Origin of the sequence: Vibrio neonatus, from assembly GCF_024346975.1 — a bacterium.
Classification (GTDB): Bacteria; Pseudomonadota; Gammaproteobacteria; order Enterobacterales; family Vibrionaceae; genus Vibrio; species Vibrio neonatus.
The window spans coordinates 2,145,060-2,160,280 of record NZ_AP024885.1; the positions used below are offsets into that span (position 1 = coordinate 2,145,060).

General features: G+C 43.4%; 16 protein-coding genes. 4 read left to right on the forward strand and 12 right to left on the reverse strand.

Features of this window, described 5'->3' with window-relative positions; translation table 11 throughout:
• Nucleotides 1-9: 9 nt before the first annotated feature.
• From hscB to trmJ, 6 genes are all read right to left on the reverse strand, one after another.
• On the reverse strand, nt 10-525 hold the full coding sequence (hscB, locus tag OCU38_RS09935; protein WP_261822959.1) for a co-chaperone HscB: 516 nt from the start codon (nt 523-525) through the stop codon (nt 10-12).
• A gap of 68 nt (nt 526-593) precedes the next feature.
• A complete protein-coding gene (gene iscA, locus OCU38_RS09940; protein ID WP_261822960.1) occupies nt 594-917 on the reverse strand; it encodes an iron-sulfur cluster assembly protein IscA in 324 nt (107 codons plus the stop codon).
• A gap of 45 nt (nt 918-962) precedes the next feature.
• Nucleotides 963-1,346: a Fe-S cluster assembly scaffold IscU gene (gene iscU, locus OCU38_RS09945; protein ID WP_023405584.1), complete on the reverse strand. Its 384-nt coding sequence runs from the start codon at nt 1,344-1,346 to the stop codon at nt 963-965.
• 33 nt (nt 1,347-1,379) lie between these two features.
• Nucleotides 1,380-2,594 carry an IscS subfamily cysteine desulfurase gene (locus OCU38_RS09950; RefSeq protein ID WP_261822961.1) on the reverse strand — a complete coding sequence of 405 codons (1,215 nt, stop codon included), beginning with the start codon at nt 2,592-2,594 and terminating at the stop codon, nt 1,380-1,382.
• 27 nt (nt 2,595-2,621) lie between these two features.
• Nucleotides 2,622-3,125 carry a Fe-S cluster assembly transcriptional regulator IscR gene (gene iscR, locus OCU38_RS09955; RefSeq protein ID WP_023405582.1) on the reverse strand — a complete coding sequence of 168 codons (504 nt, stop codon included), beginning with the start codon at nt 3,123-3,125 and terminating at the stop codon, nt 2,622-2,624.
• Between the two features lie 112 nt (nt 3,126-3,237).
• Nucleotides 3,238-3,969, reverse strand: a complete 732-nt coding sequence (gene trmJ, locus OCU38_RS09960) for a tRNA (cytosine(32)/uridine(32)-2'-O)-methyltransferase TrmJ (protein WP_261822962.1) — start codon at nt 3,967-3,969, stop codon at nt 3,238-3,240.
• Nucleotides 3,970-4,125: 156 nt separating this feature from the next.
• On the opposite strand from trmJ, the gene suhB reads away from it, so the two are divergent.
• The gene (suhB, locus tag OCU38_RS09965; protein ID WP_261822963.1) at nt 4,126-4,929 is read left to right on the forward strand and encodes an inositol-1-monophosphatase; all 804 of its coding nucleotides are present in this window, start codon (nt 4,126-4,128) and stop codon (nt 4,927-4,929) included.
• A 74-nt stretch (nt 4,930-5,003) separates the two neighbouring features.
• Here the strand turns inward: suhB and glmM are convergent, their stop codons facing one another.
• The 4 genes from glmM to rlmE form a co-directional block, all read right to left on the reverse strand.
• Nucleotides 5,004-6,341 carry a phosphoglucosamine mutase gene (gene glmM / locus OCU38_RS09970; RefSeq protein ID WP_261822964.1) on the reverse strand — a complete coding sequence of 446 codons (1,338 nt, stop codon included), beginning with the start codon at nt 6,339-6,341 and terminating at the stop codon, nt 5,004-5,006.
• A gap of 16 nt (nt 6,342-6,357) precedes the next feature.
• Complete coding sequence (gene folP, locus OCU38_RS09975; RefSeq protein WP_261822965.1) at nt 6,358-7,188, reverse strand: dihydropteroate synthase; 831 nt, start codon at nt 7,186-7,188, stop codon at nt 6,358-6,360.
• A 92-nt stretch (nt 7,189-7,280) separates the two neighbouring features.
• Nucleotides 7,281-9,206, reverse strand: a complete 1,926-nt coding sequence (gene ftsH, locus OCU38_RS09980; RefSeq protein WP_152819493.1) for an ATP-dependent zinc metalloprotease FtsH — start codon at nt 9,204-9,206, stop codon at nt 7,281-7,283.
• A 107-nt stretch (nt 9,207-9,313) separates the two neighbouring features.
• Entirely contained in the window at nt 9,314-9,943 is a 630-nt protein-coding gene (gene rlmE / locus OCU38_RS09985; RefSeq protein ID WP_152819492.1) for a 23S rRNA (uridine(2552)-2'-O)-methyltransferase RlmE, read from the reverse strand.
• 131 nt (nt 9,944-10,074) lie between these two features.
• On the opposite strand from rlmE, the gene yhbY reads away from it, so the two are divergent.
• Nucleotides 10,075-10,371 carry a ribosome assembly RNA-binding protein YhbY gene (gene yhbY, locus OCU38_RS09990; RefSeq protein WP_023405313.1) on the forward strand — a complete coding sequence of 99 codons (297 nt, stop codon included), beginning with the start codon at nt 10,075-10,077 and terminating at the stop codon, nt 10,369-10,371.
• A 69-nt stretch (nt 10,372-10,440) separates the two neighbouring features.
• Here yhbY and greA read toward each other — a convergent pair whose 3' ends face one another.
• Nucleotides 10,441-10,914, reverse strand: a complete 474-nt coding sequence (gene greA / locus OCU38_RS09995; RefSeq protein ID WP_023405312.1) for a transcription elongation factor GreA — start codon at nt 10,912-10,914, stop codon at nt 10,441-10,443.
• 504 nt (nt 10,915-11,418) lie between these two features.
• Here greA and OCU38_RS10000 point away from each other — a divergent pair.
• Both OCU38_RS10000 and dacB read left to right on the forward strand, forming a co-directional pair.
• Complete coding sequence (locus tag OCU38_RS10000; protein WP_152819491.1) at nt 11,419-12,492, forward strand: porin; 1,074 nt, start codon at nt 11,419-11,421, stop codon at nt 12,490-12,492.
• A gap of 222 nt (nt 12,493-12,714) precedes the next feature.
• Nucleotides 12,715-14,088: a serine-type D-Ala-D-Ala carboxypeptidase gene (dacB, locus tag OCU38_RS10005; protein WP_261822966.1), complete on the forward strand. Its 1,374-nt coding sequence runs from the start codon at nt 12,715-12,717 to the stop codon at nt 14,086-14,088.
• 107 nt (nt 14,089-14,195) lie between these two features.
• Here dacB and OCU38_RS10010 read toward each other — a convergent pair whose 3' ends face one another.
• Nucleotides 14,196-15,041: a magnesium transporter gene (locus tag OCU38_RS10010; RefSeq protein WP_152819489.1), complete on the reverse strand. Its 846-nt coding sequence runs from the start codon at nt 15,039-15,041 to the stop codon at nt 14,196-14,198.
• Nucleotides 15,042-15,221: the final 180 nt, after the last annotated feature.

Sequence of the window (15,221 nt, forward strand, 5' to 3'; positions counted from 1 at the left end):
TTTGTACGACTAACCGAGTAGTCTTTCTTCTAATCGTTCGATTTCTACTAATAATTTAGCGATAAACTTGAGCTTTCTTACGCTATCTGCAGCTGCAACCCAATCTTCATTATTCAATTGCTGCTCAACAACCTGCAATTGCTGTTTGTGCATTTTGGAGACTTTCTCTGCAAAATCAAACAACCGATCTTCAGCGCTATCACTGTCACCGATCTCTTCAAGCTCTTCCCTTAATTCCATTTGTTGCATTAAAAATAGAGGGTCTTGCATGGTTTGTTGCTCGGCACGAATATCATGTTGGTTTTCGGCCAAGATATATTCTGCGCGAGAGATGGGGCTTTTTAGGGTTTGATAAGCGTCATTGATGGTCGCTGCTTTCTGAACGGCCATGAGTCGATCTCGTTCGGAAGCGGTAGCAAATTTATCGGGATGAAAACGACGCTGTAATTCTCTAAATTGAGAAGAAAGAAGGCCACCATCCACTGTAAATTGTGTCGGTAGCCCAAATAGTTCGAAGTGGTTCATAATGAGACTCTCGATATCTTAAAGAGAGAGGGCCCATCTAATGACGAGCCCAAGCCTTAACTCGCTAGTTAAACGTTGAAGCTCTCGCCGCAACCACATTCACTCTTAGCGTTTGGATTGTTGAATTCAAATCCTTCGTTAAGACCTTCTTTTACGTAATCTAACTCTGTACCATCAAGGTATACAAGGCTCTTGGCATCGATTACAACTTTCACGCCTTCGTGATCGAAGACACTGTCTTCTTCGTTTACTTCGTCTACGAATTCAAGCACATACGCCATACCTGAACAGCCGGTAGTCTTTATACCTAAACGTAAGCCGAAACCTTTGCCTCGGCTGTCTAGAAAAGCTCTAACGCGCTCTGCCGCAGTTTCTGTCATTGTGATGGCCATACTACAACCTTTATTGCCAATGAGGGGGAACTCCCCCTCTAATTATTACTCTTGATGTTTTTTCTTGTAATCTGATACTGCTGCTTTAATCGCATCTTCTGCAAGGATAGAACAGTGCACCTTAACAGGTGGCAGCTCTAACTCGTCAGCAATTTCAGAGTTTTTAATTGCAGCCGCTTCGTCTACCGTTTTGCCTTTTACCCACTCAGTAACAAGTGAACTTGAAGCAATGGCACTACCACAACCGTAAGTTTTGAATTTTGCATCTTCAATAATGCCCTCTGGGGTCACTTTGATCTGCAGTTTCATTACGTCACCACACGCGGGTGCACCTACCATACCGCTACCTACGTTTGGATCTTCTTTATCAAAAGAACCAACGTTGCGTGGGTTTTCGTAGTGGTCTATTACTTTTTCACTGTAAGCCATAATATTGTCCTCTAATCCTCTACTTCCTTGGAATTAGTGATGTGCCCACTCTACAGTGTCCAAATCAATGCCTTCCTTGTACATATCCCAAAGTGGAGATATGTCGCGTAATTTAGTTACCGCTGTGCAAATCTGCTCAGCAGCGTGGTCGATTTCTTCTTCAGTGGTGTAACGACCAAAGGAGAAGCGTACAGAACTGTGTGCAAGTTCGTCATTTAAACCTAAAGCACGAAGTACGTATGAAGGTTCAAGGCTTGCCGAAGTACATGCAGAACCTGAAGAAACCGCTAAGTCTTTTAATGACATAAGCAGAGACTCACCTTCAACAAAAGCAAAGCTTACGTTCAAGTTGTTTGGTACACGTTGCTCAAGATCACCATTCACAGTCACGGCTTCAAGACCTTTGATTTTATCCATCAAACGGTTACGTAGCGTTAGTGCGTGTTGGTAATCTTGTTCCATTTCTAGCTTAGCGATACGGAATGCTTCACCCATACCGACAATTTGATGAGTCGGTAATGTGCCAGAACGGAAACCACGCTCATGACCGCCACCGTGCATTTGCGCTTCTAGGCGAATACGTGGTTTACGACGAACATAAAGTGCGCCAATCCCTTTCGGACCGTAGACTTTATGTGCTGAAAGAGAGATAAGATCCACTTTCATTTCTTGAACGTCGATAGGCAGTTTACCCGCTGATTGCGCGGCATCTACGTGGAAAGTAATTTTGCGTTCGCGACACATTTCACCAATTGAAGTGATGTCTTGAATAACGCCAATTTCGTTGTTTACATGCATGATAGAAACAAGAATGGTGTCTTCGCGAATGGCATCTTTTAGCTTGTTTAGATCAATTAGGCCATTAGGTTCTGGCTGCAGGTAAGTCACCTCAAAGCCTTCACGCTCTAATTGGCGGCATGTATCTAAAACTGCTTTATGTTCTGTTTTACAAGTAATAATGTGCTTGCCTTTCTTAGAATAGAAATGCGCAGCACCTTTAATCGCAAGGTTATCAGACTCGGTTGCACCAGATGTAAATACGATTTCACGAGGATCTGCATTCAATAAATCTGCGATATTCTCACGCGCCGTGTCGACCGCTTCTTCTGCTTGCCATCCATATCGATGTGAACGAGAGGCAGGGTTACCGAAGTTACCATCCATCGTCATATGCTGGAACATCTTCTTCGCAACACGTTCATCGACTGGGCAAGTTGCTGAGTAGTCTAAATAAATTGGCAGTTTCATTATTTACTCCAAGTAAAACTGTTTGCTCTATGAGCGGACATTGATGCCGATGGCTTCTGCAATTGATCTAGAGCTAAATCCATGATTTGACGCTAAATCCATGTCTTGGCGACCTGAAATTTCTAAAACTTCATTATCTTGCATCAACTCACCTAAGGTGATGTTGTTTAAAAAATCGCTAATTCGAGAACTCAAATCTCGCCACAGGGTATGAGTAAGACAACGTACGCCTCCCTGACAACTAGCTTTACCGTTACAACGAGTCGCTTCTACAGACTCATCAACCGCTGAGATAATAGTGCCAATAGCGATAAATTGCGCTTCTTTGCCCAAATTATAACCGCCACCAGGACCTCGAACACTTGCTACTAAACCTGCTTTACGCAGCTTTGAAAACAACTGCTCCAAATAAGAGAGAGATATACCTTGGCGCTCCGATATATCGGCCAGTGGTACTGGGCCACACTGAGAATGCAATGCTACATCAAGCATGGCGGTTACGGCATATCTTCCTTTCGATGTAAGCTTCATATCACACTCTTTCCGATTACGTTTGATAGGGAAAGTCTCCCATACCCGACAAAAACGGTCAAGTATTTATTTGACCAATTTACTCAAGTATTTATCCCCAAACTTAATGCGGTTATTTTTTGTGCGATATTTCCTTTTGTACTGCGGTCAGTACGCCACGTAAAATGTTGATTTCTTGGGCTTCAGGACGAGCACGACTAAACAGTCTTCTCAGCTTACTCATTACCTGATTTGGTTTATCCTTTTCAATAAACTGGGTATCAACAAGGACATTTTCAAGGTGTTGATAGAACATTTCTAGCTCATTGTGTCTTGAATAAACAGCAGGCTCACTCTCTGGGTACTGAGCTTTGTCACTTTCAAGAAAGGCCATACGCACTTCATAACAAAGGGTTTGCACCGCCATTGCTAAGTTTAATGAGCTGTACTCTGGGTTAGCAGGGATTGCGACATGGTATTGGCAAAGCTGTAATTCATCGTTCGTCAGGCCCGTTCTTTCACGGCCAAACACTAATGCAACTTGTGAATAAGTTCCTTCTTGTACAAACTTAACACCACACTCACGCGGTTCAAGCATAGGCCAGTTTAAGGTACGAGAACGCGCACTAGAACCTACGACAAGGGCGCAGTCTGCGACAGCTTCTTGCATAGTGGAAAAGATCTGAGCATTGTTCACCACATCATCCGCGCCGGCGGCTAACGCCATGGTTTGATCGTCTATTTCACATTGAGGATCAACCAACACCAGTTGCTTGAGTCCCATCACTTTCATTGCTCTTGCTGCTGAGCCGATATTTCCTGGGTGAGAGGTTCCCACCAACACCACTTTGACGTTTTGTAACATCAAGCTTACCTCTGTTTATTAGAACCGAAGCATGTTATCACATACCCATAGTGGCGCAAAAAAAACACACGAACAAAAAATAACCACTTCCCTTTTGCCAAGAACTTGCTTATACTCCGCACCGCTTTCGTTCTTTAACATCCGTTGGGTATAACTATGCATCCTATGCTAAATATCGCTATTCGCGCTGCGCGAAAAGCTGGCAATCATATTGCGAAATCTCTAGAAACTGCTGACAAGATTGAAGTCTCGCTAAAAGGCGAAAATGACTTTATGACTAACATCAATAAAGACGCAGAACATGTGATTATCGATACCATCAAGTCTTCTTACCCTGACCACAGCATTGTTGCTGAAGAGTCTGGTTTGACTACTGGTAAAGATGACGCAGTTCAATGGATCATTGACCCACTGGATGGCACCAATAACTTCGTTAAGGGTATCCCACACTTCGCTGTATCTATTGCTGTTCGCATCAATGGTAAAACAGAAGTTGCTTGTGTTTATGACCCAATGCTTAACGAGCTATTCACTGCACAACGCGGTGCTGGCGCTCAGCTAAACAACTCTCGCATCCGCGTAAAACAACTTAAAGATCTTCAAGGTACTGTGCTTGCTACTGGCTTCCCATTCAAGCAAAAACAACACTCTGAATCTTACTTTAAAATCATGAGCTCTCTATTTACCGAAGTAGCTGACTTCCGTCGCACCGGTTCTCCTGCTCTTGACCTATGTTACCTTGCAGCTAACCGTGTTGATGGTTACTTTGAACTTGGCCTTAAGCCTTGGGATCTTGCTGCTGGCGACCTTATCGCTCGTGAAGCTGGCGTGATTCTTACTGACTTTGCTGGCGGTACTGATTACATGAAGTCTGGCAACATTGTTGGCTCTAGTGCTCGCGGCGTTAAAAACATTCTTCGTCATATCCGTGAAAACGCAAACGAAGGTATGTTGAAGTAATCGCCTCTGCGAATACAAAAAACATAAAAAAACGGCCATCATCTGATGGCCGTTTTTTTATTTAAGATTTAATATTAGCAATTTTCGCGAACAGTATCAGCAATACGGTTAGCAAGGTTTAATACAAGCTCACCATCTTCACCTTCCACCATAACTCGAATCAATGGCTCAGTACCTGACTTACGCAGTAATACTCGACCTTTGTCACCTAGCTCTTGCTCAGCTTGTGCGACTGAATCTAGCACCACTTCAAGTTGCATTGGATCTGATTCACCAGAGAAACGTACGTTGACAAGCTCTTGCGGGTAAAGAGTCATGCCTTGTGACAAGTCAAACAAGTTCATTCCGCTATCTACAATAGAAGCCAATACTTGCAGTGCTGCTACAATTGCATCACCAGTAGTCACTTTATCTAATAGAATAACGTGGCCTGAGTTTTCAGCGCCAATGCTCCAGCCTTTTTCTTTCAACTGCTCCATGACATAACGGTCGCCGACTGCTGCGCGAGAGAATGGAATGCCTAATTGCTTAAGACCATTTTCCATACCAAGGTTAGTCATTAGTGTTCCCACTACACCACCTTTTAGCTCACCGCGACGCAGTGCATCACGAGCAATGATGTAAGCGATTTGGTCGCCATCCACTTTATTGCCTTTGTGATCGACCATAATGATGCGGTCACCGTCACCATCAAAAGCCAGACCAAGATCCGCTTTCTCTTCAACCACTTTAGCTTGTAGTGCGCGAACATCAGTAGCACCAACTTCTTCGTTGATGTTAAGACCGTTTGGCTCACAGCCCATCAATACAAGCTCAGCGCCTAGCTCTTTAAATACATTAGGAGCGATGTGATAGGTGGCGCCATGTGCACAATCCACCACGATCTTTAAGCTAGAGAGGTTTGCTGCACTTGGGAAAGTACTTTTACAAAATTCGATATAACGACCCGCGGCATCTGTCATGCGCGCCGCTTTACCAAGCAATGCAGACTCAACACACTCGATGTCTTTATCCAGCTCAGCTTCAATAGCAAGCTCGATATCATCAGGAAGTTTTGTGCCTTCTGATGAGAAGAACTTAATACCGTTGTCATAGTATGGGTTATGCGAAGCGGAAATTACGATGCCGGCTTCAGCGCGGAAAGTCTGCGTTAAATATGCCACGGCAGGGGTTGGCATTGGGCCAGTCAAGGTCGCTTTAAGACCTGCGGCCGCTAAACCCGCTTCAAGAGCAGATTCAAGCATGTAACCAGAGATGCGCGTATCTTTACCAATAATGACTTTTTTCGTGCCTTGTTTTGCTAGCACGCGGCCAGCAGCCCAGCCCAGTTTTAATACAAAATCAGGAGTGATTGGGTATTGCCCAACTTTTCCGCGAATACCATCAGTACCAAAATAACGTCTTTTAGACATTGTTCATTCCTAGTTATTATTTTAATGAATTCATAAAGTTTACCACGCGCACGGCATCAACCGTTTCTGCGACATCGTGAACTCTAATAATTTGCGCGCCTTTTTGTGCTGCAATAACCGCGCACGCGACACTGCCAGACACACAATCTGCTGGTGCTTTATCTAGCAGTTTAAATACCATAGACTTTCTAGACATCCCCGCCAATATTGGCATATTAAAGCGGTGAAACTCGTGAAGTCGCTCTAATAGATGGTAGTTATTCTGTAAAGTTTTACCAAACCCAAATCCTGGATCAAGGATCAATTTGTCACGACTTATGCCCACTTTTTCACATGCCAAAATACGCTCATCTAAAAACTGAGACACTTCAGAAAGTAAATCATCATATTGGGGATTAAGCTGCATGGTTTTGGGTTGCCCCTGCATATGCATTAAGCAAATCGGCAAACCAGATTTGGCGGCAGCCTCTAACGCTCCCGGCTCTTGCAGTGCTCTAACATCATTAATCAAATCAGCGCCAGCATCAGCGGCTTGCAGCATTACTTCCGCTTTGCTGGTATCAATGGATATCCACACATCCGATTCTGCTCGTAACGCTTTAATCACTGGGATAACACGTTGCAACTCTTGCGCAAGGGACACTTCTGGAGCGTTGGGACGAGTTGATTCACCACCAATATCGATAATGCTAGCACCTGCGGCGATCATTTTTCTAGCTTGGGTAAGAGCGTCTTCGATTTGATTGTATTTGCCACCGTCAGAAAAAGAGTCTGGAGTGACATTGAGTATGCCCATCACTTGAGGTGTGGCAAGGTTGAGTTGTTTGTTTCCGTTACTAAGAATCATGGCACTAACAAGGTTTGAAATTTAACACGATTTTGTGAAGGGGCTAAAACAGAAAAACCCCGAGAAGTCTCGGGGTTTAATTAGCTAAATGCTTATTCTGAGTCTTTTTCAGTTGGCTCTGTTTTAGATTCTTCAGCCTGTTCTGGCTTAGCTTGCGCTTCGGCCTTTGGCTCTTCTTTAACAGCAGCGGTAGGTTGTTCACCCCAACCGGCTGGCTCACGAATATCAGTTCGGCGTTCCATTAGGTCGTCAATCTGACCCGCATCTATAGTTTCGTACTTCATCAGAGCATCTTTCATCGAATGCATGATATCCATATTCTCTTCTAGAATTTGGCGAGCACGAGCGTAGTTGCGGTCAATGATTTGACGAATCTCATCATCGATAAGCTTAGCGGTATCATCAGACATGTGTTTAGTCTGAGTTACGCTACGGCCTAAGAAAACTTCACCTTCTTCTTCAGCATAAAGAAGAGGACCCAGTTTTTCAGAGAAGCCCCACTGAGTAACCATTTTACGAGCAATATCAGTTGCACGTTCGATATCGTTTGAAGCACCTGTTGATACGCGTTCTTTACCGTAGATTAGCTCTTCAGCAAGACGACCACCGTATAGGCTTGAAATCATCGACTCTAGATGACGACGGTTCATGCTCACGCGATCTTGTTCAGGTAAGTACATAGTCACACCTAGCGCACGGCCACGTGGAATAATCGAAACCTTGTACACAGGATCGTGCTCAGGAACCAAGCGACCAATGATTGCGTGGCCTGCTTCGTGGTATGCCGTTGACTCTTTAATGTCGTCGGTCATTACCATAGAGCGGCGCTCTGCACCCATCATGATCTTGTCTTTCGCTTGTTCAAACTCAACCATTGAAACGTTGCGCTTGTTACCGCGCGCGGCAAACAATGCTGCTTCGTTAACAAGGTTCGCTAGGTCTGCACCAGAGAAACCTGGTGTACCACGAGCGATAAGTGAAGGTTCAACGTCACTGGCTAGCGGCACTTTACGCATATGAACTTTAAGAATCTGTTCACGACCACGTACATCTGGAAGTCCTACGACAACCTGACGGTCGAAACGACCTGGACGTAGCAATGCAGGGTCAAGTACGTCTGGACGGTTAGTTGCAGCAACGACGATAATACCTTCGTTACCTTCAAAACCATCCATCTCTACCAACATTTGGTTCAAGGTTTGCTCACGCTCATCATGACCACCACCTACACCTGCGCCACGTTGGCGACCTACAGCATCGATTTCATCGATAAAGATGATACAAGGAGCGGCTTTCTTCGCTTGTTCGAACATGTCACGTACACGAGATGCACCCACACCAACGAACATTTCAACAAAGTCAGAACCTGAAATAGTAAAGAATGGTACTTTTGCTTCACCGGCAATCGCCTTAGCAAGCAATGTTTTACCTGTACCCGGAGGACCGACCAACAATACGCCTGTTGGGATCTTACCACCCAATTTTTGGAATCGGCTTGGGTCACGTAGGTAATCAACCAGCTCTTTAACGTCTTCTTTAGCTTCATCACAACCCGCAACATCAGAGAAAAGCGTTTTGATTTGCTCTTCACTCATCATACGAGCTTTTGATTTACCGAAAGACATTGCGCCTTTACCGCCACCGCCTTGCATTTGACGCATGAAGAATATCCACACACCAATCAGCAGAATCATTGGGAACCATGAAATGAAGATAGTACCAAGAAGGCTTTGCTCTTCTGGTGGTGTACCTGACACTTTCACGTTTTTATTGATCAAGTCATCAAGAAGCTTGCTGTCATACACAGGCATATAAGTCACGTTACGTGAGTTATCGCTGCGATAAAAAACGATTTCTTTATCGTTAATTTTAGCTTCACGAATCTGGCCTTGGCCAACTTCCTGTACAAAAGTGGTGTAATCCACTGATTTCCCGTCACTGTCTCCTGGGCCAAAGCTCTGGAAAACGGACATTAGCACTACAGCTATCACTAGCCACAGAATTAGATTTTTTGCCATGTCACTCAAGGTGTAAGCCTCTCGATAACTAATTGTAATTAAAAGTAGATTACTACAGTTTAGGTGCTGTAGCCAGAATGTAACTCTTTCTCAAGCTAGAAGTTAGACTAGCCTTTGTAACCGGTTGCTACAATAAACACTTCACGAGAACGAGCTCGAGAAGAGTCAGGTTTTCGAACTTTTACAGTTTTGAACATATCACGTACATCTTTTACGTACTGGTCAAAACCTTCGCCCTGAAACACTTTAACAACAAAACTACCATTTGTAGCTAGAACTTGTCGACACATATCAAGAGCTAATTCAACCAAATACATTGCCCTTGGTTGATCAACAGAATTGTTACCTGCGATGTTAGGTGCCATGTCGGACATCACCACATCCACCATGTTAGGCTGAATGCGATCTAGTAACGCCTCAAGAACACTGTCCTCCCTAAAATCACCCTGTAAGAAGCTTACACCAGCAATAGGGTCCATTGGCAACAAGTCACAGGCAATTATTTGTCCATTGTCACCAACTATTTTTGCGGCGTATTGAGACCAACCACCAGGGGCGGCTCCCAAATCCACAACCGTCATACCTGCATTAAACAGCTTATCTTTAGTGTGGATTTCTTCCATTTTGAAATAAGCACGCGAACGATAGCCTTTTTTTCTCGCTTCGTTAGCGTATTTATCATCAAAATGCTCTTTCAACCATCGACCCGAACTGGCCGAATGCTTTTGTTTACTCATTCAACTTCCAAAGTGGTTGGAGTAGGCAATTTGCCTAATATTCCCGTTTAATGGATAAAGTATAGTCTTGAGACCTATATGACGTTAAAATAGGATTTTTCAACCCTTACATAAAAGAAATTGGCCGCGATATGAACTTAAGCACCAAACAAAAGCAGCATCTTAAAGGCTTAGCACACGACCTAAAACCGGTTGTGTTGATGGGCGCAAATGGACTTACTGAGGCTGTTCTAGCGGAGATTGAAATTGCACTGGATCATCATGAATTGATCAAGGTTAAAGTTGCCTCGGAAGACCGTGACACCAAAAACCTTATTATTGACGCTATCATTCGTGAAACCGGCGCAGAGAAAGTACAAACTATTGGTAAAACACTAGTTATATACCGCCAATCAGAACAACGTAAAATCGAAATCCCTCGTAAGTAGGCTGTTTCGATTCATCGTACTAAAAAAGGCTGCTTACGCAGCCTTTTTGCTATCACTAACCAATCTCTATTAAATATACTCTACTTGGTCAATTTCGTAATCTTTTACGCCGCCTGGGGTGCTAATAGCCACATCATCACCTTCCATTTTACCAATCAAACCGCGGGCAATAGGTGACGTTACTGAAATACGGCCTAATTTGATATCGGCTTCATCTTCACCAACGATTTGATATTTAAACTCTTCTTCTGTATCAACGTCGATCAAAGTCACTGTAGTACCAAAAATAACTTTGCCTGTGTTATCCATTTTAGTTACGTCAATCACTTGAGCTACTGACAGTTTATATTCGATATCACGAATCTGCGCTTCACAAATACCCTGCTCTTCACGAGCGGCATGATATTCAGCGTTTTCTTTAAGGTCACCCAGTTCACGAGCTTCAGCAATCGCTACTGAAATTTGCGGACGCAATTTCAATAGTCTTTCTAGTTCTGTTTTTAGTTGCTGTTCGCCACGAACAGTCATTGGCACTTTTTCCATATCAAACCTCTTTGTCCACTAATTTTAGGACAGCAAAAACCTATCAAGCATAAGCTCAATAAGTAAAAAACGAATAGTGATGGGCTAATTGTACAGAAAGATCGGTTTTTTTTCATCTTTATTCGATTTAGCAATAACTATAGGGAGTGTGATGCATATCACGAATAAAAAAGTAAAAAACGAAGCGATTCAATTAGATAAATATAAATTAAAGTAAAAACAAATAATATGAATCGGATTGCACAATGGCAATAAGCTACTGATTTCATTGAAACTGTAATTTTGAGACTCTATTTTGCTATTAAAAGTTCCACTAATTTATATCATTTTACTATCACCCAATTCTTCTTCTAAGTCAGAATCCTAACTCGATGACAAACCTTGATAGATAAAAAATATCGCGAATTACAATAACTTAGCGCGGAAATTTATCAGGGGTTTGTTTTAGGGAGTTGAGGTTTATCAAACCTTTTTTATCGGATAAATACATTCTAGGACTTAGAAATGAACAAAAAAATTATTGCTCTAGCCGTTGCTGCAGGCGCATTCGGAACTCAAGCAACAGCTGTTGAATTATACAACCAAGATGGTTCTACTTTCTCTATCGGTGGTCACGTATCTGTTAGTGCTCTTGGCAACACAGGGGATGTATACAATTCAGATACAAATGCTTACCAAAGCGGTTCTACTGACATCATTGCAAACTCTCCACGTATCAACTTCAACGCAACTCAAGACCTAGGCAATGGCTTTACCGCTGACGCTAAAGGCGAATGGTCGCTAAATTACCTAAATGGTGGCGCGAACTCATTTACAACTCGTTTAGGCTACATTGGCGTTTCTCACGATGATTTAGGTCGTGCTGTAGCTGGTACACAATGGTCTCCATACTATGATGTGGCGGGTATTGCAGATATGCCAATCGCATTTGCCAATGACTTCCTATACGACAACCACGGTGCGCTAGGTACAGGCCGTGCAGAAAACATGCTTTCTTACCGCAACGATATTGAACTGGGTGACAACCTTTCTATCTTCGGTGGCCTAGGTTGGCAGGACAATGCAACGACTGGTTTTGACTCTCGTGGTCAAGTGACTGTCGGTGTGAACTTCCAAGACTTCATGCTGGGCTACGCATACAGCGCAGGTGATCGTACTGACGGTTTAGCAAGCAAAGAAGAAGCGACTTCACACGCACTTTCCGCTAAATACGGTTCATACGGTAACGGCCTATACGTTGCTGGTGTTTACACTATGAACGAATACATGCACGGCACAGCTAACTACAACACTGGCGCAAACACCGGTGATGTTCTAGATGACTCGAACGGTATTGAATTCATTGCCGCTTATGCATTTGCTAACAGCTTAAACCTATCGATTAACTACGAAGCGGTAGAAAGCAACGATAAGAGCGTCGTAGACGGCACAGTATATAGCCAAATGGCGTTCCAAGCTGAATACAACTTCACTCCAACATTCGTTGGCTTTGCCGGCTACCAAGTTGACCTAGGTTCTGACATCGACACATACAAAGAAAATGATATGTGGAACATTGGTGTTCGTTACTACCTGTAATCGCTATTTGTAAGCGCGCCAGTTTGACAGACATTAGGGCATAGGTTGGTATAAGTTGCGGCGAAAAATTGTCTGCTTAATAATGAATGCTATTTAGGCAAGGCCATTAGCCACAACAAATACTTACTTAGATTGCTATAATTATACAAAACACCTGCCTTTTGGCGGGTGTTTTTGTTTATACTGTTTTGCAAACAGCCTAATGCCGTCAGTAAGGATTCTATGCGCGCGCTCACCACCCTAATACTCGCCGGAGTCACTTTCGCGGCATCAGCTTCAATCTCAACGCCTTATGATGTTCTGCCAACAGGACATCTTTCTAGCGTCATTGTCATGCAAGGGAATGAAGTACAATCAAGCACCAATGCCGATCAGCTATTACCTCCCGCCAGTACCTTAAAGTTAGTCACCGCACTCGCGGCTAAACTGCACTGGCCAGACGGGTATCAGTTTTCTACCAAGCTTTATAAGCAAGGAAATGATTACAGCTTGCGCTTTTCTGGCGATCCTAGTTTAACCCGTCAAGATCTTGAGCAATTACTGAGTCATTTAAAGAACAAAACCATTAGTGGTGATTTGTATCTGGATGGGTCGATATTTGATGGCTATGATCGCGGTGTTGGCTGGCCTTGGGATGTATTAGGTGTGTGTTATGCAGCGCCTGCTTCAGCATTAAGTCTGGAAGGTAACTGCGTACAAGCATCATTAAAAACACTTAAAAATGGCAATACCTCCATTTTTGTTCCTCAATATCAACCTATTACCGTCAAAACCACGGTAAAAGCAGTCACCAAAGAAGAAAAACGAACCAGCTACTGTGATTTAAACCTCTCCACTGAGCCCAATAACAGCTACACACTGAGTGGCTGTTTAACCTATAGAGATAAATTACTGCCACTAAAATTTGCGGTGCAATCACCTAGCCTTTATTTGAAGAAAACCATTGCGGCTATCTTTGCTCAGCAAGGCACTCAACTGGAAGGTAAGATCAAACTGCAAACCGCCAGTGATGATGCGGTATTGGTTGCCGAACACAAATCAGATCCATTAGATGACATGCTGCAATTGATGCTGCACAAATCTAATAACCTTTATGCGGACAATATTACTAAACAGCTAGGCGCTGATTATTATGGCGAACACGGAAGCTTCAATAGTGGCACTTCCGCTATTCGTGAGATCCTGAAAAAACAGGCCAATATTGATTTGGGCAATTCGGTTTTAGAAGATGGCTCTGGCCTTTCAAGAAACAACCGAATATCGCCAAGAGTGATGATGCAAGTGATGCAGTTTATCAAAAACCATGACCAGCAACTGCATATGATTGCTCTACTCCCTACATCCGGTATGGACGGTACATTAAAATACCGACCAAGCATGCAAGATGCACCGATTAAAGGACATATCAAAGGCAAAAGTGGCTCTTTATTTGGCAGTCATAACATGGTCGGTTACACCTATGACGAACAAGGGCATATCAAATATACCTTTGTACAGTATGTCAGTAACTATCACCCAGAGCCGGCAATTAAAGGGGTTAAACCCGCTATAACACGCTTTGAAAAAGCGTTTTATCATTCGCTAGTGACTGAATAACAGCGCTTAATACCTGCTACTTAAAAACTGGGTTACAACTAGGTTAAAACAGCAAAAGGGGCTAAATGATTAGCCCCTTTTGCTGTCATTAATTTGGCTGTTTCAATTCAGCTAATACCTAAGAAGTAATTGACCACGCTAAAGTAAACCCACATCCCAGTAATATCCACAATAGAGGCCAGCACTGGACTCACCAGTACCGCAGGATCTAACTTAAAAGCTCGGGCAATAATAGGCAGTACGCCACCTAAAATAGTCGAGAATACAATCTGAATAAAAAGCGCAATCGCGATGGCAAACGCTATCATGTTTACATCATAGCCTCCTGTAGAAATGCCATCACTGAACCATAAAATGCGCCCGACAATCACTAGCGCGATCACCACGCCAATGCACAAAGCAACGCGACTTTCTTTCCACAGCACCGATAACCATTGACGTTTTTTAAGCTCACCGGTTGCTAATGCTCGTATCACTAAGGTAGCCGCTTGAGTGCCTGTATTGCCTCCTGCGGCCGCAATCACCGGCATATAAATAGCCAATAAAACCAACTGACTAAGGGTATCTTCATAGCTGGCAATAATCAGCCCAGAGACAATTCCCATCAAGGCTAAACCTATTATCCAGCCAATGCGCTGCTGCACGTGCGCCAGTACGCCCGTAGATAAATAGCCTTTGTTTGGCTCGGCTTCAGAGCGAATAAAGCCAAGCTGATGGGCAAAATGACGCGCTCTGACATCTTCTCCAATCACTTCCAGTTCCGCAATAATATGCTGAACAAAAGCCACAGAGCATTGATGCAGTACTGCGACCGCCTCTTCAATAGGCATGACTTGCAGTAACTTAATCTGCTGTTTTTCTTCGTATTTTAAAAATGCATTGGTCGCTGCATAAATTTCCTCACTCGAAAATAGAGTTTCATCGTGAGTTAAAGCTGTATTCATTACCGTCATGGCGAATCTCCCGATTAGCTGTGTCGACATCTATTTTTAAGCAAGCTCGTCAGCATGATTACTGCCGTTAATAACAGCTAAAAATAGATACAAATGGGGTAACGACCATCGAAATTACACGTACAGTTCACTGCAGAACAGCAAAGCTATTTCTGTGAAATTTTAGGCTAGAGTGTCAGG